Origin of the sequence: Sabulicella glaciei, from assembly GCF_026183895.1 — a bacterium.
Lineage (GTDB): Bacteria > Pseudomonadota > Alphaproteobacteria > Acetobacterales > Acetobacteraceae > Roseococcus > Roseococcus glaciei.
This window is the reverse complement of sequence record NZ_JAPFQI010000002.1, coordinates 170,138-188,475: the sequence shown is the minus strand read 5'-3', so window position 1 is coordinate 188,475 and position 18,338 is coordinate 170,138. Positions and strand designations below refer to the sequence as shown.

General features: G+C 70.4%; 22 protein-coding genes. 13 read left to right on the top strand and 9 right to left on the bottom strand.

Translation table 11 applies throughout. The annotated features are described in order from the left end of the window. Positions 1 to 93: 93 nt before the first annotated feature. The 12 genes from purB to grxD all read left to right on the top strand — a co-directional run bounded on the left by purB (position 94) and on the right by grxD (position 7,937). The gene (gene purB, locus OF850_RS06160) at positions 94 to 1,431 is read left to right on the top strand and encodes an adenylosuccinate lyase (protein WP_301589054.1); all 1,338 of its coding nucleotides are present in this window, start codon (positions 94 to 96) and stop codon (positions 1,429 to 1,431) included. A 63-nt stretch (positions 1,432 to 1,494) separates the two neighbouring features. After that, on the top strand, positions 1,495 to 1,785 hold the full coding sequence (locus OF850_RS06155) for a hypothetical protein (protein WP_301589053.1): 291 nt from the start codon (positions 1,495 to 1,497) through the stop codon (positions 1,783 to 1,785). A gap of 31 nt (positions 1,786 to 1,816) precedes the next feature. Next, on the top strand, positions 1,817 to 2,518 hold the full coding sequence (locus tag OF850_RS06150; RefSeq protein ID WP_301589052.1) for an NRDE family protein: 702 nt from the start codon (positions 1,817 to 1,819) through the stop codon (positions 2,516 to 2,518). Between the two features lie 78 nt (positions 2,519 to 2,596). Next, positions 2,597 to 3,361, top strand: a complete 765-nt coding sequence (gene purC, locus OF850_RS06145) for a phosphoribosylaminoimidazolesuccinocarboxamide synthase (protein ID WP_301589051.1) — start codon at positions 2,597 to 2,599, stop codon at positions 3,359 to 3,361. Beyond that, positions 3,358 to 3,600 carry a phosphoribosylformylglycinamidine synthase subunit PurS gene (purS, locus tag OF850_RS06140; protein ID WP_301589050.1) on the top strand — a complete coding sequence of 81 codons (243 nt, stop codon included), beginning with the start codon at positions 3,358 to 3,360 and terminating at the stop codon, positions 3,598 to 3,600. Before purC ends, purS begins: the two co-directional genes overlap by 4 nt. Next, complete coding sequence (locus OF850_RS06135) at positions 3,597 to 3,860, top strand: hypothetical protein (RefSeq protein ID WP_301589049.1); 264 nt, start codon at positions 3,597 to 3,599, stop codon at positions 3,858 to 3,860. Before purS ends, OF850_RS06135 begins: the two co-directional genes overlap by 4 nt. Then, positions 3,854 to 4,069 (top strand): hypothetical protein, encoded by a 216-nt coding sequence (locus OF850_RS06130; RefSeq protein ID WP_301589048.1) that lies wholly within the window; start codon positions 3,854 to 3,856, stop codon positions 4,067 to 4,069. Before OF850_RS06135 ends, OF850_RS06130 begins: the two co-directional genes overlap by 7 nt. Continuing rightward, positions 4,066 to 4,410 (top strand): hypothetical protein, encoded by a 345-nt coding sequence (locus OF850_RS06125; protein ID WP_301589047.1) that lies wholly within the window; start codon positions 4,066 to 4,068, stop codon positions 4,408 to 4,410. Before OF850_RS06130 ends, OF850_RS06125 begins: the two co-directional genes overlap by 4 nt. Positions 4,411 to 4,422: 12 nt before the next feature. Further along, positions 4,423 to 5,100, top strand: a complete 678-nt coding sequence (gene purQ, locus OF850_RS06120; RefSeq protein ID WP_301589046.1) for a phosphoribosylformylglycinamidine synthase subunit PurQ — start codon at positions 4,423 to 4,425, stop codon at positions 5,098 to 5,100. Positions 5,101 to 5,139: 39 nt separating this feature from the next. Further along, positions 5,140 to 7,347, top strand: coding sequence for a phosphoribosylformylglycinamidine synthase subunit PurL (gene purL / locus OF850_RS06115; RefSeq protein WP_301589192.1), 2,208 nt, complete (start codon positions 5,140 to 5,142; stop codon positions 7,345 to 7,347). Positions 7,348 to 7,353: 6 nt separating this feature from the next. Beyond that, the gene (locus tag OF850_RS06110; RefSeq protein WP_301589045.1) at positions 7,354 to 7,587 is read left to right on the top strand and encodes a BolA family protein; all 234 of its coding nucleotides are present in this window, start codon (positions 7,354 to 7,356) and stop codon (positions 7,585 to 7,587) included. 14 nt (positions 7,588 to 7,601) lie between these two features. Then, positions 7,602 to 7,937 carry a Grx4 family monothiol glutaredoxin gene (gene grxD / locus OF850_RS06105; RefSeq protein ID WP_301589044.1) on the top strand — a complete coding sequence of 112 codons (336 nt, stop codon included), beginning with the start codon at positions 7,602 to 7,604 and terminating at the stop codon, positions 7,935 to 7,937. Between the two features lie 7 nt (positions 7,938 to 7,944). Here grxD and OF850_RS06100 read toward each other — a convergent pair whose 3' ends face one another. Both OF850_RS06100 and rpsD read right to left on the bottom strand, forming a co-directional pair. Beyond that, on the bottom strand, positions 7,945 to 8,862 hold the full coding sequence (locus OF850_RS06100) for a DUF1796 family putative cysteine peptidase (protein WP_301589043.1): 918 nt from the start codon (positions 8,860 to 8,862) through the stop codon (positions 7,945 to 7,947). A gap of 54 nt (positions 8,863 to 8,916) precedes the next feature. Beyond that, the gene (gene rpsD / locus OF850_RS06095) at positions 8,917 to 9,558 is read right to left on the bottom strand and encodes a 30S ribosomal protein S4 (RefSeq protein WP_301589042.1); all 642 of its coding nucleotides are present in this window, start codon (positions 9,556 to 9,558) and stop codon (positions 8,917 to 8,919) included. Positions 9,559 to 9,729: 171 nt separating this feature from the next. Here rpsD and OF850_RS06090 point away from each other — a divergent pair, with 171 nt between their 5' ends. Next, positions 9,730 to 9,966 (top strand): hypothetical protein, encoded by a 237-nt coding sequence (locus tag OF850_RS06090; protein WP_301589041.1) that lies wholly within the window; start codon positions 9,730 to 9,732, stop codon positions 9,964 to 9,966. Here the strand turns inward: OF850_RS06090 and OF850_RS06085 are convergent. From OF850_RS06085 to OF850_RS06055, 7 genes are all read right to left on the bottom strand, one after another. Further along, positions 9,963 to 10,763 (bottom strand): RNA methyltransferase, encoded by an 801-nt coding sequence (locus OF850_RS06085; RefSeq protein ID WP_301589040.1) that lies wholly within the window; start codon positions 10,761 to 10,763, stop codon positions 9,963 to 9,965. The two genes, OF850_RS06090 and OF850_RS06085, sit on opposite strands and share 4 nt — an antisense overlap. Beyond that, positions 10,760 to 12,172 (bottom strand): cysteine--tRNA ligase, encoded by a 1,413-nt coding sequence (cysS, locus tag OF850_RS06080; protein WP_301589039.1) that lies wholly within the window; start codon positions 12,170 to 12,172, stop codon positions 10,760 to 10,762. The genes OF850_RS06085 and cysS overlap by 4 nt, the downstream gene beginning before the upstream one ends. Positions 12,173 to 12,316: 144 nt before the next feature. Beyond that, positions 12,317 to 13,642: a glutamate--tRNA ligase gene (gltX, locus tag OF850_RS06075; RefSeq protein WP_301589038.1), complete on the bottom strand. Its 1,326-nt coding sequence runs from the start codon at positions 13,640 to 13,642 to the stop codon at positions 12,317 to 12,319. Further along, complete coding sequence (locus tag OF850_RS06070; RefSeq protein WP_301589037.1) at positions 13,639 to 14,085, bottom strand: hypothetical protein; 447 nt, start codon at positions 14,083 to 14,085, stop codon at positions 13,639 to 13,641. Before OF850_RS06070 ends, gltX begins: the two co-directional genes overlap by 4 nt. Then, positions 14,082 to 15,740 (bottom strand): NAD+ synthase, encoded by a 1,659-nt coding sequence (locus OF850_RS06065; RefSeq protein WP_301589036.1) that lies wholly within the window; start codon positions 15,738 to 15,740, stop codon positions 14,082 to 14,084. Before OF850_RS06065 ends, OF850_RS06070 begins: the two co-directional genes overlap by 4 nt. 44 nt (positions 15,741 to 15,784) lie before the next feature. Then, complete coding sequence (locus OF850_RS06060) at positions 15,785 to 16,921, bottom strand: beta/alpha barrel domain-containing protein (protein WP_301589035.1); 1,137 nt, start codon at positions 16,919 to 16,921, stop codon at positions 15,785 to 15,787. Next, a complete protein-coding gene (locus OF850_RS06055) occupies positions 16,918 to 18,303 on the bottom strand; it encodes a class II 3-deoxy-7-phosphoheptulonate synthase (RefSeq protein WP_301589034.1) in 1,386 nt (461 codons plus the stop codon). The genes OF850_RS06060 and OF850_RS06055 overlap by 4 nt, the downstream gene beginning before the upstream one ends. Positions 18,304 to 18,338: the final 35 nt, after the last annotated feature.

Sequence of the window (18,338 nt, the reverse complement as noted above, 5' to 3'; positions counted from 1 at the left end):
CGATTTGGCGTTGCGCGTCAAAGCCCGCTTGCTCTCCCGCTTCGCAGGCGCGAAAGGGTCACGCTGGTTCACCATCCTTGTCCGAGGCCGCCCATGGTTCCCCGCTACACGCGTCCCCAGATGGCCGAGATCTGGTCGCCCGAGGCGCGCTACCGCATCTGGTTCGAGATCGAGGCGCTGGCGGCTGAGGCCATGGCCGAACTCGGCACCATCCCGGCGGAGGCGGCCCGCGCCATCCGCGAGGGCGGCACCCGCAAGACGGCGAACATCACCACCGCCGACGTGGATCGCATCGACGAGATCGAGCGGGTGACGCGCCACGACGTCATCGCCTTCCTCACCTGGCTGGGCGAGGGAATCGGCGAGCACGCGCGCTACATGCACCAAGGCATGACCTCGAGCGACGTGCTCGATACTTGCCTCGCCGTGCAGATGACCCGCGCCGCTGACTTGCTGATCGCGGATGTGGAGGCGGTGATGGCCGCGCTGCGTGCCCGCGCGCTGGAGCACAAGTACACCCCGACCATCGGCCGCTCCCACGGCATCCATGCCGAGCCGACCACCTTCGGCCTCAAGCTGGCCGGGCATTACGTGGAATTCGCCCGCAACCTCGACCGGTTGAAGGCCGCGCGGGCCGAGGTGGCGACCTGCGCCATCTCCGGCCCTGTCGGCACCTTCGCCAGCGTGGACCCGCGCGTCGAGGCGCATGTGGCGAACCATCTGGGCCTCGCGGTGGAGCCCGTTTCGACCCAGGTCATCCCGCGCGACCGCCACGCCGCCTTCTTCTGCGCGCTGGCCGTGGTGGCGGGCGCGGTGGAGCGGCTGGCGACGGAGGTGCGCCACCTGCAGCGGAGCGAGGTGCGCGAAGCGGAGGAGTTCTTCCACGCCGGGCAAAAGGGCAGCAGCGCCATGCCCCACAAGCGCAACCCGGTGCTGAGCGAGAATCTCACGGGCTTGGCCCGCCTCGTGCGCGGCTATGCCTTCCCAGCCCTGGAGAACATCACCCTCTGGCATGAGCGGGACATCAGCCACTCCTCCGTGGAGCGCGTGATCGGTCCCGATTCAACCATCGCCCTCGACTTCGCCCTGATGCGCCTCGCCGGCATGATGGAGAAGCTGACCATCTACTCCGAACGAATGGAGGAGAACCTCGAATCGCTCGGCGGCGTCGTCCATTCCCAGAAGGTGCTGCTGGCCCTCACCCAGGCCGGGCTGTCGCGCGAGGGATCCTATGCTGCCGTGCAGAAGGCGGCGATGGAAACGTGGCTTGGCCTCGGAAAGGCCGATGCGCGCCGCTTCGCCGAGAACCTGCTTGCCGTGCCCGAGGTGGCGGCGCGGATGGATGCGGGTGCGCTGTCCGCAGCGATGGACCCGCAGCGGGATTTCCGGCACGTTGACACGGTATTCGCGCGCGTCTTCGGAACACCCTGAAGGCGCCACGATTCCGCCACGCCGTCGTTATTCTATGCGTCACGAACCAACAGGAGCCGTGCCATGCGACCCCTTCGCACCATGATTCTTGCGGGGCTCGGCGCGATGCTCGCGGCCGGCGCCCAGGCGCAAAGCGTCACCTTCGGCTTCGGGCCGTCCTATATCGCCCCGCCGCCGCCGGTTTACTACGCGCCTCCGCCGCCGCCGGTTTACTACGTGCCGCCGCGCCCCGTTTACGTGCCGCCGCCTCCGCCGGTGTATTACGCGCCGCCGCGCTATTACGGGCCGCGCTATTACCCGCCGCCACGCCATCGCGGTCCGCCGCCGGGGCATTGGCGCAACCGCCACTGGTAGCAGGCTTCCGCCCCGCGCATGATCGGGGCGGATGTGCACCGTGATCCTCTGGCGCGGCGAGGGACGATGCTGCCTCGCCGCCAATCGCGACGAGCGGCTGGACCGCGCCTGGGATCCGCCCGGCCCCTTCTGGCCGGGCGTCACCGGCGGGCGTGACCGCAGCGCCGGCGGAACGTGGATGGCGCTGAACCGGCACGGCATCGTGGCCGCGGTGCTGAACCGGCCCGGGACATTGGGTCCCGCCGCCGGCAAGCGCTCGCGCGGGGAATTGCCGGTCCTCGCCCTCCAGGCCGCCACCGCCGCTGAAGCCTCTGCTCGCATTGCGGCGCTCCCCGCTGGGGAATGGCGGCCCTTCCACATGGTCATCGCCGATGCGCAGGAAGCCTTCTTCCTGCGCGGCCTTGGCACTGGCGTCGCCGAGGCCACCCCGCTGCCCGAAGGTGTGTCCATGGTGACGGCCCATCCGCCCAATGACCGCGCCTCGCCGCGGACCACGCGCCACCTCCCGCGCTTCCAGGCCGCTTCGCCGCCCCGCTTGGGCGATTGGGGGGCATGGCCTACCCTGCTGGCCGATTCGACGGGCGCGGCGGCGGAGGCGCTGAACGTTCCGCCCCTGGGCGGCTTCGGCACGGTCTGCGCCTCGCTGGTGGCTTTGGAGCGGGGCGGGCGCGAATGGCTCTTCGCCCCTGGCCCCCCCGACCGCACCCCATTCGAGCCCGTCGCGCTGGGTTGAGGCCACGCCGGTCAGCCATGCGTGGCACGCGGGGCGGAAGCTGCTATACCGCGCCCGAGTTCCTGAGAGGTTTTCCCCATGGCGCGTCGCCGGCAGCTCTACGAGGGCAAGGCCAAGATCCTGTTCGAAGGCCCCGAGCCCGGCACCATCGTCCAGTATTTCAAGGACGATGCCACGGCCTTCAACGCCCAGAAGAAGGGCACCATCACGGGCAAGGGCGTGCTCAACAACCGCATCAGCGAATATCTGATGCAGCGCCTGACCGAGATCGGCATCCCCAACCACTTCATCCGCCGCCTTAACATGCGTGAGCAGCTGGTGCGCGAGGTGGAGATCATCCCGCTCGAGGTGGTGGTGCGCAACGTCGCCGCCGGCTCGCTCGCCACGCGGCTCGGCATCCAGGAAGGGACGCGGCTGCCGCGTTCCATCATCGAATACTACTACAAGAACGACGCGCTCCAGGACCCGATGGTGAGCGAGGAGCACATCACCGCCTTCGGCTGGGCCTCGACCCATGACCTGGACGACATCGTCCAGCTGACGCTGCGCGTGAACGACTTCCTCACCGGCCTCCTGCTGGGCGTCGGCATCACGCTGGTGGACTTCAAGCTGGAGTTTGGCCGGCTGTGGGAGAATGACGAGATGCGCATCGTCCTGGCCGACGAGATCAGCCCGGACAACTGCCGCCTCTGGGACCTCAAGACCGGCGAGAAGATGGACAAGGACCGCTTCCGTCGCGACCTCGGCAAGGTCGAGGAAGGCTACCAGGAAGTCGCTCGCCGCCTCGGCATCCTGCCCGAGGCCGGGGTGCGCGACATGAAGGGGCCGGAGGCGATGCAGTGACGAAGCTGAAGGTCACGGTCTTCCCGAAGGCCGGGGTGCTGGACCCGCAGGGCAAGGCGATCGAGCGCGCGCTCGGCAATCTCGGCTTCGCCGGGGTGGGCGAGGTGCGCGTCGGCAAGGTCATGGTGGTCGAAGTGAACGAGGCCGACCCGGCCCGCGCGAAGGCGCTGGGCGAGGAGATGGCCCGCCGCCTCCTCGCCAACACCGTGATCGAGAGCTTCACGGTGGAGGCGGCGTGACGGTGGCCGTGGCGGCGGAGGGGTTCCGGCAGCGTTCGCTGCGTGTCTTCATCGCCGTCTCCGTGGCGCTGGTCGCCTGGCGCCTGCTGCTCGCCGTGGCCTATCTCCTCTTCGGCCCGCCGCTGGACGTGCTGCCGCAGCACCACACGACGCAGATCTTCTTCATCCTGAGCAAGGCGGTGCTGGGCGGGCTGTTCTGGCCCGTTTCCCTCGCCCTGTCCTGGCGCGACCCGGTGGGCTGGCTGTTCTACCCATGGTGAAGCTCTCCCTCCTGCTGATGGTGGCGGCGACCGTGCTGATCGCCATGGGCATGCGCTGGCGGGAGGAAAGGCTGGGCGTCGCGCGGCCTCGCGGCCTCGTCGCCGGTGGCAAGGCCAGCCTGAACCGCTGGGTCACGGCCGCCGCCATCTCGGCCATCGGCACCTCCGTCGCGCTCGGGGTGCTGCATTGGGCGCGGGTGCTGGGGTGACCGGGCTCCAGGCCGGCCTCACCTGGCTGGAGTTCGAGCAGCCGCTCTGGTTGGCCCTGGCCTGGCCCTTGTTGCTCTCGGGCATCGCGGTGGCGCTGCTGGCGTTCGGCGCGCTGGTGCTGCCGCCGGCCTGGCGCCACCTGTTTCCGGGCGGCCTGGCCTTTGTCGCCTGCTTTCTCCTCGCCCCCGCCGTGCTGGTGGCCGGCATCGCCGCCGTCGCCTTGCTGCGCGATGATGGCGAGACCAACTTCCCTTCCCATGAGGCCACCGAGGCGCCGCGTCAGGTGGACCATCGCTGGCGGCACCTCGACCCCCGTCGCCCGCCCCGCGAGATTGAATAAGGAACTCCGGTCATGAAGGCCGCCATCGTCCATTTCCCCGGCACCAACCGCGAGCGCGACATGGCGATCGCGCTGCGCCAGGCGTCAGGCCAGCGGCCGCAGATGGTCTGGCACCGGGAAACGGAGCTGCCCCAGGGCCTCGACCTCGTCGTGCTGCCGGGCGGCTTCTCCTATGGCGATTACCTGCGCTGCGGTGCGATGGCGGCGCAGTCCCCGGTCATGGGCGCGGTGCGGGACTTCGCGGCCAAGGGCGGACACGTGCTGGGTGTGTGCAACGGCTTCCAGATGCTGACCGAGGCGGGGCTGCTGCCCGGCGCCCTGCTCCGCAACGCCACCCTGCGCTTCCTTGCCATGGACTGCACCATGAAGGTGGAGCGGGCCGACACCGCCTATACGCGCCACTTCCAGCCGGGCCAGCGCTTCCGCGCCACCATGGCACATGGCGACGGCAACTACTTCGCCGACGACGCGACGATCGAGCGGCTGGAGGGCGCGAACCGCGTCGTGTTCCGCTATGACGACGCGAACCTCAACGGCTCGCGCAACGCCATCGCCGGCATCTGCTCGGAGAACGGGCGGGTGCTGGGGCTGATGCCGCACCCTGAGAATTGCGTGGACCCGCTGGTGGGCGGCGAGGACGGGCTGCCGCTGTTCCTGTCGCTCGCCGAAAGCTTCGCCGAGGCGGGCTGAGGGATGGACAACGCCGCCACCCCTGGGGAGAAGCACGGCATGACCGCCCTGCCCCTGCTGGACCCTGCCCGCGCCGCGCAGCTTGCCGCCGAGTTCGGCCTCAAGCCCGACGAATACGAGCGGGCGCTCGGCATCCTCGGCCGGACGCCGACCTTGACGGAGCTCGGCGTCTTTTCCGTGATGTGGAGCGAGCACTGCTCCTACAAGTCGTCGCGCGTCTGGCTGCGCGAGCTGCCCACCAAGGCCCCCTGGGTGCTGGTCGGCCCGGGCGAGAATGCGGGCGTGATCGCCATCGGCGAGGGCTTGGCCGCCGTCTTCAAGATGGAAAGCCACAACCACCCAAGCTTCATCGAGCCCTATAACGGCGCGGCGACCGGGGTGGGCGGCATCCTGCGCGACGTGTTCACCATGGGCGCGCGGCCCATCGCCAACCTGAACGCGCTGCGCTTCGGCGACCCCGCCCTGCCCCGCACGCGGCAGATCCTGGACGGGGTGGTGCGCGGCATCGGCGGCTACGGCAATTGCGTGGGCGTGCCGACCGTGGGCGGCGAGGTGAACTTCCACCCGGCCTACAACGGCAACCCGCTGGTGAACGCCATGACGGTGGGCATCCTGCGCGCCGACCGCATCTTCACCGCCGCCGCGACCGGCGTGGGCAACCCGGTGGTCTATGTCGGCTCCAAGACCGGGCGCGACGGCATCCATGGCGCCACCATGAGCAGCACGGAATTCTCCGCCGACAGCGAGGAGAAGCGCCCCACCGTGCAGATCGGCGACCCCTTCGCCGAGAAGCTGCTGATCGAGGCCTGCCTGGAACTGATGGCGACCGACGCCATCGTCGCCATCCAGGACATGGGCGCGGCCGGGCTGACCAGCTCCTCCGTCGAGATGGCCGGCAAGGGCGGTATGGGGATCGAGCTGGAGCTGGACTCCGTGCCCCAGCGCGAGACCGGCATGACCGCCTACGAGATGATGCTGAGCGAAAGCCAGGAGCGCATGCTCATGGTGCTCAAGCCGGGTCGCGAGGAGTTGGCGGAGAGCATCTTCCACAAGTGGGAGCTGGACTTCGCCGTGATCGGCCGCCTCACCGACACGGGGCGCATCGTGATCCGCCACAAGGGCGTGACCGAGGCCGACATCCTCCTCGCGCCGCTGGAATCCGAGGCGCCGCTGTACCGCCGCCCGACGGAGGAGACGCCGAAGCTGCCGCCCTTGGGCGAGGTCGCGGACCCGCTCGGGCTGCTGCCGGCGCTGGAGAAGCTGGTGGCCTCGCCGGACCTGTGCTCGCGCCGCTGGATCTGGGACCAATACGACGCCCAGGTGGGCGGGCAGACCAGCAAGCGCCCCGGACAGGCCGATGCCGCCGTGGTGCGGGTGGAGGAAAGCGTGGATGCCGGCGGCAAGCTCGCCGTGGCGCTCACCACCGACACCACTCCACGCTACTGCCAAGCCGACCCGGAGGAGGGCGGCAAGCAGGCCGTGGCGGAGGCGTGGCGCAACATCACCGCCACCGGCGCCCTGCCCCGCGCCATCACCGACAACATGAATTTCGGCAACCCGGAGAAGCCGCGCATCATGGGGCAGTTCGCCGCCGCGGTGCGCGGCATGGCCGCCGCGTGCAACGCGCTGGACTTCCCGGTCGTGAGCGGCAACGTGTCGCTCTACAACGAGACGGAAGGCCGGGCGATCCTGCCCACCCCGGCCATTGGCGGCGTCGGCGTGCTGGAGGACGTAGCCAAGGCGGTCGGCCTCGCACTGCCCCCCGCCTGCGACCTCGTCCTGGTCGGCGAGACACGCGGCCATCTAGGCCAGTCCCTGTGGCTGCGCGAGGTGGCGGGGCGCGAGGAAGGCCCGCCCCCGCCGGTGGACCTCCAGGCCGAGCGGCGCAACGGCGACTTCGTGCGCGGCGAGATCCTGGCCGGACGCATCCGCGCCTGCCACGACTGCGCCGATGGCGGGCTGCTGGTGACGGTGGCGGAGATGGCGATGGCCTCGGGCGTCGGCGCCACGCTGGAGGCCGAGGGCGACCACGGCTTCTGGTTCGGCGAGGACCAGGCCCGCTACGTGCTGGCGGTGGAGGACGGCGCCGCCCTGCTGGCCGCCGCCGAGGCCGCCGGGGTGCCGGCGCGCCGCCTCGGCCGCTCGGGCGGCGGGGACTTGGTTGTGCCGGGGGCGGGTGCCATATCGGTGGCGAAGCTGGCGGCCGCGAACGAAGCGGCGCTGCCGGCCCTGATGCAGGGGGTCTGAACCGCGATGCCGATGCAGCCGGCCGAGATCGAGGCGCTCATCAAGTCGGCGCTGCCCGACGCCCAGGTCACCATCGAGGACCTGGCGGGGGATGGCGACCACTACGCGGCCACCGTGGTGAGCGAAAGCTTCCGCGGGATCAGCCGCGTGAAGCAGCACCAGATGGTCTATGCCGCGTTGCAGGGGCGGATGGGCGGCGTGCTCCATGCGCTGGCGCTGCAGACCAGCGCGCCCGATTGAACGGAGAGAATGCGATGAGCGACGTGAACACCCGCATCCAGGCGGAGATCGAAAGCCAGCCCGTGGTGCTGTTCATGAAGGGCACGCCGGTCTTCCCGCAATGCGGCTTCTCCGCGCGGGTGGTGCAGATCCTTTCGCACCTAGGCGTCCCCTTCAAGGGCGTGAACGTGCTGGAGGACATGGAGATCCGCGAGGGGATCAAGGCCTTCAGCAACTGGCCGACCATTCCCCAGCTCTACGTCAACGGCGAGTTCGTCGGCGGCTGCGACATCGCCATGGAGATGTTCCAGTCAGGCGAACTGCAGCAGATGTTCAAGGACAAGGGCCTGGAGACGCAGGCCGAGGCCTAAGCCTCGCCTAGCCCTGCGCGGTCGCCAGCGCGCCGCGCAGGATCACCACCTCGTCCAGCAGGTCGGCGAAGCCGAGGGGCTGCGGCGCGGACAGGACGCGGCAGCGCAGCAGTCGGTGCGCACCATGCGATTCCGCCAGTTCCATCTCCGGAAACGGCCCTTCCGGCGCGCCAGAGACCAGCGCCACCGTGACCAGCGTGGCGCCGCGGGCGAAGCGGTCCAGCGCCTCCCCCGTCTCGCCCCAGAGCGTGGGGGTGGCCGTCGTCTCCTCCACCACCTGCAGCAGCATCTTGGCGTGCAGGCCGCGCAGCGAGTCGCGCAGCCGCAGCGCCGCCCGCTCCAGCGCCGCGTAGCCGTCCTCCGTGGAGGGATCGACGCGGTGGAACACCGTGTCGTCATACTGCTCCGAATAGCGCAGGTGCCGGGCGAGGTGACCCTCCCTGCCCGCCGGGCGGTCCTCCGGCCGGATCGGCACGAGGTGGCGCGGCGAAAGCAGCGCGTTGAGGTTGTCGGTGAGGGCATCGCGCACCGCCTCGGGCGGCAGGGTCATCCAGTCGAAGGGACCGGCCCAGCGGCGCAGCCCGGCGCGGCGCAGCATCCCGGCCACGCGCGGCGTGCAGCCCGCAGAAATGGCGGCGATGGGGGTGGGGCGCAGCGACAGGCCCGGCGCGACGAAGTTCTGCAAGCTGCGCTCGCCGACCAGGCGGACGGCGCGTTCCTGCGCCTCCGGGCATTCATGGATCAGCTTGACGAAGCCGGACACGACGGCCTGGAGCTCCGTGCCCTCGGCGCGGCGCAGGAGCTCATCCACGAAGGCCTGGCGCCAGGCGGGGTCCACGTTGCGGCCCAATATGCCTTGGTGCGTGGCCTCGACCAGCAGGGAGAAAAGCTGGGGAAGCGTGACGGCTTCGGTCGTGCTGGACATGCCGGCCGTGTTTGGGCGGGGTGGGCCGGCGTCATCAAGCGCCGGCCCTTCCGGTCAGCGCGAGTAGAACTCGACCACCAGGTTCGGCTCCATCTGCACCGGGTAGGGCACGTCGGAGAACTTGGGCGTGCGGATGAAGCGGCCCTTCATCGCGCGGTGGTCGATCTCGATGTACTCCGGCACGTCGCGGCCGGCTTCCTGGGCGGCGTCCAGCACCATAGTCAGCTGCTTGGACTTCTCCTTCACCTCGATCACGTCGTTGTCGCGCACGATGTAGGAGGGGATGTTCACCCGCTTGCCGTTCACGGTCAGGTGGCCGTGGTTGACGAACTGGCGCGCCGCGAAGGGCGTCACGGCCAGCTTCATGCGGTACACCACCGTGTCCAGGCGGCGCTCCAGCAGGTCGATCAGGTTCTCGGAGGTGTCGCCCTTCCGGCGGACGGCTTCCTCGTAATACTTGCGGAACTGCTTCTCGCCGATGTTGCCGTAGTAGCCCTTCAGCTTCTGCTTCGCCATCAGCTGCACGCCGAAGTCGGTCGGCTTCTGCTTGCGGCGCTGCCCGTGCTGGCCGGGGCCGTAGGTGCGGGCGCCCTGGTCGCCCTTGCGGGGCTTGGAAACCGGCGACTTGGCGCGGCCCCACAGGTTCTCGCCCAGGCGGCGGTTGATCTTGTACTTGGAGGCAAGGCGCTTGGTCATGCGCGGCATCGCCGGCGCCTTTCGGGCCGGCCCTTCTCGGTGCTGCGGTCGGCTCGAAGGCCCCCGCGGGGTGTCCCGGTAGTCCCCTTCCCTTGCGGGCAGGGGCGGGCGCGTGCGGGAGCACGTCCTCGTTCCCAGGAATGCGGCGGGATCTAGACCCCGGGCGGGGCCTTGTCAAACCGCGGCTTCCGCCTTCCTTTGTCGCACATGGTCACGCGCGAAGAGATCCTGGTCCTCGGCCTCACCGCCGGCGTCACCGGCAGCCTGGTGGGCGGGCTCATGCTCGGAATCGGCATGGGGCTGGTGGTGCAGGGCGCCCATATCGGCTGGCTGCTGGTCCTGCCCGGCGCGCCCGTGGGCGGGATACTGGGCTACGTGCTGGCGCGGAAGCTGGCGAAGAAGCTCTAGTCCGGCCTTCCGCGCCGCATCCGGCCACGCGACAGCTCGGCCACCACGCCGTGCAGGGTGCGGACCTCCTGCTCGGTGATCTCGCCGCGCATGAACCAGTGACGCAGGTTGCGCACCATGCCGGGGCGCTTCGCCTCGTTGCGGAGGAAGCCGCAGGCATCTAGTTCCGCCAGCAGGTGCTCCATCAGATTCTCGACCTCGCCCTTGGTCGCCACCTCGGTCTTGTGGGTCTGGAGGATGCGCGGCGGGGTGGCGTCGGCGGCCGTCCACCACTCATAGGCCAGCACCATCACCGCCTGGGCCAGGTTCAGCGAGGAGAATTCCGGGTTCAGCGGATAGCGGACCAGCGCATCGCAGCGCGCCAGGTCCTCCGCCTCCAGCCCCGCCCGCTCCGGCCCGAACAGGATGGCGTGGCGGAGGTCGCGCGCGCCGAATTCGCGCAGCTCCGCCGCCGCCCCGCGGGCGGTCAGCACGGGGGTGACGACGTGGCGTGGGCGCGGGCAGGTACCGAAGACGCGGTGGCAATCCGCGAGGGCCGAATCCAGGTCAGGGAAGACCTTCGCCGCATCCAGGATGCGCCCGGCCCCGCTTGCCGTCGCCCAGGCGCGCGAATCCCGCGAGCCCTCGGGGGGCCAGCCCTCGCGCGGGGCGACGAGCCGCAGGTGGAACAGCCCGCCATTGGCCATGGCCCGTGCCGTGGCGCCGATATTCTCCGCCAGCTGCGGCCGGACCAGCACGACGATGGGGGATTCGCCGGGCGGCGGCTCCAGCGGCGCCGCGCCGTCCTCGTCCCTCATGCGCGCCGCCAGGTGGTCCCGCCCGGCCCGTCCTCCAGCACGATGCCCTGCGACTTCAGCTCGTCGCGAATGCGGTCCGCCTCGGCGAAGTCGCGCGCCTTGCGGGCGGCGAGGCGCGCGGCGATGGCCGCTTCCACCGACGCCGCATCCGCCCCGCCGCGCAGCCAGGCGGACGGATCGCCTCCCGCCACGCCGAGCACGGCCGCCGCCTCGCGGAAGGAGGCGGCGGCAACGCCCGGGGCCGGGGCGGCGCCGCGCCCGATGCGCCCAAGGACGGAAGCGGCGGACCCGCCCACCGTGGCCGAATTCTCCAGCGTCCGCAGGTCGCGCAGCCGCGCGAGCGCCAGCGGCGTGTTGAGATCGTCCCGCAGCGGCTCCAGCACCCATTCCACCAGGGCCGCATCGGCCTCGGCCGCCGTGGCGCGGGACAGCATGGCGTAGTGGTCGTCCAGCTCGGCCTTGGCCTCGTCCAGGCCGGATTCGGTGTAGTCCAGGTCGGCGCGGTAATGGGTGCGCAGCAGGAGGTAGCGGAACGCCTCGCCGGCCCATTCGCCCTTCGCCAGCACGTCCTGCACGGTGAGGAAGTTGCCCAGCGACTTGGACATCTTCTCCCCGTTCACGAGGAGCATGCCGTTGTGCATCCAGGTGTGCGCCATCAAGGGCGTGCCGAAGGCGCACCGGCTCTGCGCCACCTCGTTCTCGTGGTGCGGGAAAAGCAGGTCGTGCCCACCGCCGTGAATGTCGAATTCCTCGCCCAGGTGCTTCCACGCCATGGCCGAGCACTCGATGTGCCAGCCCGGCCGGCCGCGGCCCCAGGGCGAGTCCCAGCCGGGCGTATCCGGCTCGGCGGGCTTCCACAGCACGAAGTCGCCGGGGTCGCGCTTGTAGGGGGCGACATCCACCCGCGCCCCCGCGATCAGCTCGTCGGGCGAACGGCCGGAAAGCCGCCCGTATTCCGCAAACGAGCCGACGGAAAACAGCACGTGGCCCTCGGCCGCATAGGCGTGGCCGCGCGCGATCAGCCGCTCCGCCAGGGCGATCATCTCGGCGATGTGGCCGGTGGCGGTGGGTTCCACGTCGGGGGGCAGAGTGCCCAGCGCCGCCATGTCGCGGTGGAAGTCGGCGGTGGTGCGGGCGGTGATGGCGGCGATGGGCTCGCCACTCTCGCGCGAGCGCGCGTTGATCTTGTCGTCCACGTCCGTGATGTTCCGGGCGTAGGTCACGCGCAGGTAGAGGCGCCGCAAGAGGCGCGCCAGCACGTCGAACACCACCACGGGCCGCGCATTGCCCAGATGTGCGAGATCGTAGACGGTCGGGCCGCAGACATACATCCGCACATGCTCGGGATCGAGCGGCGCGAAGCGCTCGCGCCGGCGGGTCAGGCTGTTGTGCAGGTGCAGTTCGGTCATGGGAGGGGTCCATCGGGCGGCGCGGCCGGAAATTCAAGCCCCGCCCTTTCGGCGAAAGGGGGCGGGACGCGAGGCGTCAGCGACAGACCATGCGCGCAGCATGGCCCGCCCGAAGCACCCCCGTCCAGCGGAAAGGCGGGGCGGTCAGCCCCTCGGCAGGCGCTCCAGCACGCGCTCCCGCCCGATCAGCGGCAGCAGCGCCTTGAGGTCGGGGCCGTGATCCTCCCCCGTGAGGGCGAGGCGCAGCGGCAGGAACAGCGCCTTGCCCTTGCGGCCGGTCCGGCTCTTCAGCGCGTCCGTCCAGGCATTCCAGGTGGCCTCGTCCCAGGGCTCGGCCGGCAGGGACTCGCGCGCGGCGCGGAGGAACTCGCCCTCGCCCTCGATCTCCGGCGGGGCGATGCGGCCCGCCACCACTTCCCACCAGTGCTTCGCCTCGGGCAGCAGGTCGAGATTGCCGCGCACCGCCTCCCAGAACGGGGCATCGGCGCCCGCTGGCAGGTGGGGCTGTGCCGCCTCGAAGGGCATCTCGTGGAGGAGGCGGCGGTTCAGCGCCAGCATCTGCCGCAGGTCGAAGCGCGGCGAGGAATGCGACACGGAATTCAGCGAGAACCCCTCGACGAGCTCGGCAGGCCGCCCCGGCAAGGGATCGCGCGAGGTGCCGAGAGCGGCGAGGTAGCCGGTGATCGCCGCCGCCTCCACCCCGTCCCGCCGCAGCTGCCGCAGCGAAAGCGAGCCGATGCGCTTGGAGAGCGGCCCGCCATCGCTGTCGGTGAGCAGCGGCAGGTGCGCGAAGCGGATGCTGCCCGAATTGCCGCCCAACGCGGCGAAGATGTCGAGCTGGACGCCGGTGTTGGTGACGTGGTCCTCGCCGCGCACCACGTGGGTGATGTCCGTCTCCAGGTCGTCCACCACGGAGGTGAAGGTGTAGAGCGGCGAGCCATCGGCGCGCACCAGCACCGGGTCGCTGATCGCCGTGAGCTTCACCGAGCGTTCGCCCAGCACGCCGTCCTGCCAGGACGCGTGGCCGCCCGAAAGGCGGAAGCGCCAATAGGGCGACTTGCCGTTGTCCAGCGCCCGCTGGAACTGCTCCGGCGTCATCTTCAGCGCGCCGCGGTCATAAAGCGGCGGGCGGCCCTGCTTGCGCTGCTGTTCGCGCTTGTAGTTCAGCTCCTCCTCCGTCTCGAAGCACGGGTAGAGGCGGCCAGATTTCTTCAGCGTCTCGGCGGCGGCGGCATAGCGGTCCAGCCGGTCGGACTGGCGGAACATCCCGTCCCAGTCGAGGCCAAGCCAGCGCAGATCCTCCTCGATCGCCTGGGCGTATTCGGGGCGGGAGCGCTGCGTGTCCGTGTCGTCCAGGCGCAGCAGGAACGCGCCGCCCTGCCGCCGCGCGACGAGCCAGTTGGCCAGCGCCACGCGCGCATTGCCGACATGGAGGTGCCCGGTGGGCGAGGGGGCAAAGCGCAGCTTCATTCGCCGCCTCCCCCATCGCCGCTTCCGCCATCCCCGTCCCCGTCGCCGTCGCCCTCGCCGTCCTCGCCCTCTTCCTCGTCATCGCCGAGGTGCCGGGGGTCGAGGACGCGCCAGTTGCGCTGCTCCACGTCGCGGCAGGGATGGGCGGCAAAGTCGGCGAGTTCGCTCGCGCTGCTCCATCCGCCCTCGCCGCCGCCTTCCACCACCGCGTCCTCACCGAAGGAGAACCAGGCGTCCCGCACGGCCGCCGCGTCCATGCCGGGGGCGCGGCAGAACTCCACGCTGTCGCGCACGCGCCGCCGCGCGAACTGGTTGGCATGGGCGAGGGAGGAGAAGCCGCGCACCACCTCCACCGGCTCGGCGCCGTTGCCGCCGGAAAGGTCCATGATGCGCACCTCGATCTCCCCGCCGGAGCCGAGGATGTCGGAACCCTTGATGGTCACGTCACGAGTCCCGTGAAGCCGTTGGTGATGGGGTAGCGCCGGTCGCGCCCGACGGCGCGACGGCCGATCTTCACGCCGGGCGGCGCCTGGCGTCGCTTGTATTCCGCGCGGTCCAGCATGCGCCAGATGCGCAGCACCTCGGCCCGGTCATGGCCGCGCGCCACGATCTCGTCCACGCCGCGCTCCTCCTCCACCAGCGCGTGCAGGATGTCGTCCAGCACGTCATAGGGGGGCAGCGTGTCCTGGTCCGTCTGGTCGGGCTTCAGCTCGGCCGAGGGCGGCTTGGTGATCACGCGCTCGGGCATGGCGGGGCCGCGCGGGCCCTTGGCCCCATCGGGGAAGTGGGCATTGCGCCAGCGGCACACGGCGAAGACGTCGGTCTTGTAGACATCCTTCAGCACGGAATACCCGCCGCACATGTCGCCATAGATGGTGGCGTAGCCCGTGCTCATCTCGCTCTTGTTGCCGGTGGTCAGCAGCATGTCGCCGAACTTGTTGGACATGGCCATGAGCGTGACGCCGCGGATGCGCGATTGGATGTTCTCCTCCGTGATGTCGGGCGGGCGGTTGCCGAAGGCCGGGGCCAGCATGGAAGCGAAGGCCTCCATCGCCGCGCCGATCGGCACCGTCTCGTAGCGGATGCCCAGCAGCCGCGCGCATTCCGCCGCGTCCTCCAGGCTCTCGGCGCTGGTGTAGGGCGAGGGCAGCATCACCGCCCGCACCCGCTCCGGCCCCAGCGCATCCGCCGCCACGGCGGCCGAAAGCGCGGAATCGATGCCGCCCGAAAGCCCCAGCACCACACCGGGGAAGCGGTTCTTTTCCACGTAGTCGCGCAGGCCGAGCATCATCGCGTGGTAGATCTCGGAGGACCGCTCCAGCGGCGCGGCCATCTCGCCGGGCTGGCAGCGCCAGCCCTCGGCGCCGCGCTCCCAGTCTGTGAGGATCAGCGCCTCGCGGAAGGCGGGGGCGCGCAGGGCAAGGGAGCGGTCGGCGTTCAGCACGAAGGAGGCGCCGTCGAACACCACTTCGTCCTGGCCGCAATTCTGGTTGAGGAAGACGAAGGGCAGCCCCGTCTCCACCACCCGCGCCACGGCCAGATCCACGCGCCCCTGCGCCTTGCCCACCTCGAAGGGCGAGCCGTTGATCGAAACCAGCAACTCCGCGCCGCTTTCCGCCAGGGTCTCGGAAACGGCGGGGAACCACCAATCCTCGCAGATCAGCAGGCCGAGGCGCACGCCGCGAAACACCACCGGGCCGGGGGCCGGTCCGGGGTCGAAGACGCGCTTGTCGTCGAAGACGCCGTAGTTCGGAAGTTCGTGCTTGGCGCGGCGAGCCACGACGCGGCCGCCATCTAGCAGAAAGGCGGCGTTGTGGAGCTTGCCCCCTTCCACCCACGGCCCGCCCACGACGAGGCCCGGACCGCCATCCGCCGTTTCCGCCGCCAGCGCATCGATCTCCACCTCGCACATGGCGCGGAAGGCGGGCTTGAGGACCAGATCCTCCGGCGGATAGCCGGCGATGGAGAATTCGGGCGTCACCACGAGGTCGGCGCCTTCGGCGGCGGCCTCCGCCCGCAAGGCGCGGATCCGGGCCGCATTGGCGCGGATCTCCCCCTCATGCGGGTTCATCTGGGCCAGCGCGATGCGGAGCTTCATCCCCCCGAGTTAGGCTCCGGCCCCCGCCGGGTCAACGCGGGGATTCAGGCGGGGCTGGAACGCGCCTTGCCGTTCTTGCGCAGGAGGAACTCGCGGCCCAGCTTCACCCGCGGCGTCCCGCCATACTCGACGATGTCCGAGGTGGCGTAGGTCTCGCTCCAGGTGTCGGGGATGAAGGAGCCGGTGCCGACCACGTCCACCGGCGCCCGCGATTCCGCCATCACGCGGCACTTGCCCACCCCGAAGCCGGAGGAGGCGACGATGCGGACGCGCGGGAAGCCCGCCTCGTCCAGCGCCTCGCGGACGCGCCAAATAGCGGCGGCGCTGACCCCAGTGCCGACGAGGTGGCGAAGTTCGGTCTCCGAGCGGTAGCGGCGGATGGCGCCGGGCGCGTGGCGCTCCAGCACGGCGTAGCTTTCCGCCGGGTCCAACCCTTCCAGGAAGCGGCCGCCATGGGTGTCGAGCCGGAGCGCCAGCCGACCGGCCTCGGCGAGGTCGGGGAAGCGCCGGCACACGGCCAGCCCGTCCGTCACCTCCAACCCGAAATAATCCACCAGCACGGTGAGATCGGAATCCGGGAAGGTCTCGTGGAACATCTCCGCCGCGCGCAGCGTGGAACCGGCATAGCCGATCAAGGCATGCGGCATGGTGCCGCGCCCGGCCTCGGCGCCGAACCAGTGGGCGGTGGCGTCGTTGGCGTTGCCGACGAAGCCCTTGGCGCCCTCGCGCCGCGCCGCCGCGCTGCCCACGCTGGCGGCATAGGCCATCATCTCCTGCATCTCGGCGCCGGCGCAGTGCCGCGCCTCCATGGCCAGGAAGGCGGCGCCGGGCAGTTCCACGCACATCTGGTAGGCGTTGTGGGCGGCGACGCAGGCGGGGCCGAGGCGCTGGAGGTAGAGCGTCTCCAGGTCCGACAGGTGCGCCATGCTGCCCGAAAGGTAGAAGATCGGGTCGCCCGCGCCGACCCAGGTGCCTTCCGGGTATTTCAGGTCGATCTCGACCTCGGCGCCGCGCCGCGCCGAGACCTCACGCACGAAGTCGAGCGCGAGGCGAGGCGCGGAGATCACCGGGCGGCGCAGGAACACCGCATAGGTGACGCGGCAATCGCCGAAGCGCTCCACCACTTCGCGGGTGCGGTTGAAGTAGCTGTCGGTCCGCCCCCGGATCTCCGCCTCGTTCATTGCGCGGCGTGCGGCACGCTTCTGGCGGGCCGGGCGCGCTGCGCCTTCAACTCCTCCGCGATCAGGAAGGCGAGTTCCAGCGACTGCTCCGCGTTCAGGCGCGGATCGCAGAAAGTGGCGTAGTTCTCGCCCAGATTGGCGGCGGTGAGGCCATGGGCGCCGCCGACGCATTCCGTCACGTTGCGTCCCGTCATCTCGACATGGACGCCGCCGGGCACCGCGCCCGCCTCCGCCATCACATCGAAGAAACCGCGCACCTCGTTCATGATCGCGCCGAAGTCGCGCGTCTTGTAGCCGTTCTGCGTCGTGGTGTTGCCGTGCATCGGATCGCACAGCCACACCACCTCGCGCCCCTCCGCCTTCACGGCGCGCACCAGGGGCGACAGCTTCTCCGTCACCTTGCCCGCGCCCATGCGCGCGATCAGCGTCAGCCGCCCCGCCTCGTTGGCGGGGTTCAGCATCTCGATGAGGCGCAGGAGGTCGGGCGCCTCCATGCTCGGCCCGACCTTCATGCCAATCGGGTTGGCGACGCCGCGCAGGAACTCGACATGCGCGCCTTCCGCCTGCCGCGTCCGGTCGCCGATCCACAGGAAGTGGGCCGAGCACGCATAGGTCTTGCCCAGATGCGTCGAGCTTTCCCGCGTCAGCGCCTGCTCGTACGGAAGCAGCAGGGATTCGTGGGAGGTGTAGAAGGCGGTCTCGCGGATCTGCGGCGCGTTGTCGCTGTTCATGCCGCAGGCGGCCATGAAGCCCAGCGTCTCGTCGATGCGGCGCGCCAGCCCCTCGTATTGGTCGGCCAGCGGCGAGCGGTTGACGAATTCCAGGTTCCAGCGGTGCACCTGGTGCAGATCGGCGAAGCCGCCCGTCGCGAAGGCGCGCAGCAGGTTCATCGTCGCGGCGGATTGGAGGTAGGCGAACTCCATCCGCGACGGGTCCGGAATGCGGGCCTCGGCGGTGAAGGCGGCGCCGTTGATGATGTCGCCGCGATAGGAGGGCAGCGTCACCCCTTCCACCGTCTCCGTGTCGGAGGAGCGCGGCTTGGCGAACTGTCCGGCCATGCGGCCCAGCTTCACCACCGGGGTGCCGGCGCCGAAGGTCAGCACCACCGCCATCTGCAGCAGCACCTTGAAGGTGTCGCGGATCGCGTTGGTGTTGAAGTCGGCGAAGCTTTCGGCGCAATCGCCGCCTTGCAGCACGAAGGCGCGGCCCGCCGCGGCGTCGGCCAGACCGGATTTCAGCCGCTCGCACTCGCCGGCGAAGACCAGCGGGGGAAATCGCGCGACCTTGGCCTCCACGGCGGCGAGGGCCGCAGCGTCGGGGTATTCGGGCACCTGGCGGATCGGCATCCGCCGCCAGGAGGAAGGGCTCCAGCCGCGCGCCATGGGAGGCGAACTCCTTGGGAAGCTTCAAAGATCGC

Bases quoted from the DNA above. Each gene is read 5' to 3' on its own strand.
- purB (WP_301589054.1), top strand. From the start codon at position 94: ATGGTTCCCCGCTACACGCGTCCCCAGATGGCCGAGATCTGGTCGCCC.
- OF850_RS06155 (WP_301589053.1), top strand. From the start codon at position 1,495: ATGCGACCCCTTCGCACCATGATTCTTGCGGGGCTCGGCGCGATGCTC.
- OF850_RS06150 (WP_301589052.1), top strand. From the start codon at position 1,817: ATGTGCACCGTGATCCTCTGGCGCGGCGAGGGACGATGCTGCCTCGCC.
- purC (WP_301589051.1), top strand. From the start codon at position 2,597: ATGGCGCGTCGCCGGCAGCTCTACGAGGGCAAGGCCAAGATCCTGTTC.
- OF850_RS06130 (WP_301589048.1), top strand. From the start codon at position 3,854: ATGGTGAAGCTCTCCCTCCTGCTGATGGTGGCGGCGACCGTGCTGATC.
- purQ (WP_301589046.1), top strand. From the start codon at position 4,423: ATGAAGGCCGCCATCGTCCATTTCCCCGGCACCAACCGCGAGCGCGAC.
- purL (WP_301589192.1), top strand. From the start codon at position 5,140: ATGACCGCCCTGCCCCTGCTGGACCCTGCCCGCGCCGCGCAGCTTGCC.
- OF850_RS06110 (WP_301589045.1), top strand. From the start codon at position 7,354: ATGCCGATGCAGCCGGCCGAGATCGAGGCGCTCATCAAGTCGGCGCTG.
- grxD (WP_301589044.1), top strand. From the start codon at position 7,602: ATGAGCGACGTGAACACCCGCATCCAGGCGGAGATCGAAAGCCAGCCC.
- OF850_RS06100 (WP_301589043.1), bottom strand. From the start codon at position 8,862: ATGTCCAGCACGACCGAAGCCGTCACGCTTCCCCAGCTTTTCTCCCTG.
- rpsD (WP_301589042.1), bottom strand. From the start codon at position 9,558: ATGACCAAGCGCCTTGCCTCCAAGTACAAGATCAACCGCCGCCTGGGC.
- OF850_RS06085 (WP_301589040.1), bottom strand. From the start codon at position 10,763: ATGAGGGACGAGGACGGCGCGGCGCCGCTGGAGCCGCCGCCCGGCGAA.
- cysS (WP_301589039.1), bottom strand. From the start codon at position 12,172: ATGACCGAACTGCACCTGCACAACAGCCTGACCCGCCGGCGCGAGCGC.
- gltX (WP_301589038.1), bottom strand. From the start codon at position 13,642: ATGAAGCTGCGCTTTGCCCCCTCGCCCACCGGGCACCTCCATGTCGGC.
- OF850_RS06065 (WP_301589036.1), bottom strand. From the start codon at position 15,740: ATGAAGCTCCGCATCGCGCTGGCCCAGATGAACCCGCATGAGGGGGAG.
- OF850_RS06060 (WP_301589035.1), bottom strand. From the start codon at position 16,921: ATGAACGAGGCGGAGATCCGGGGGCGGACCGACAGCTACTTCAACCGC.
- OF850_RS06055 (WP_301589034.1), bottom strand. From the start codon at position 18,303: ATGGCGCGCGGCTGGAGCCCTTCCTCCTGGCGGCGGATGCCGATCCGC.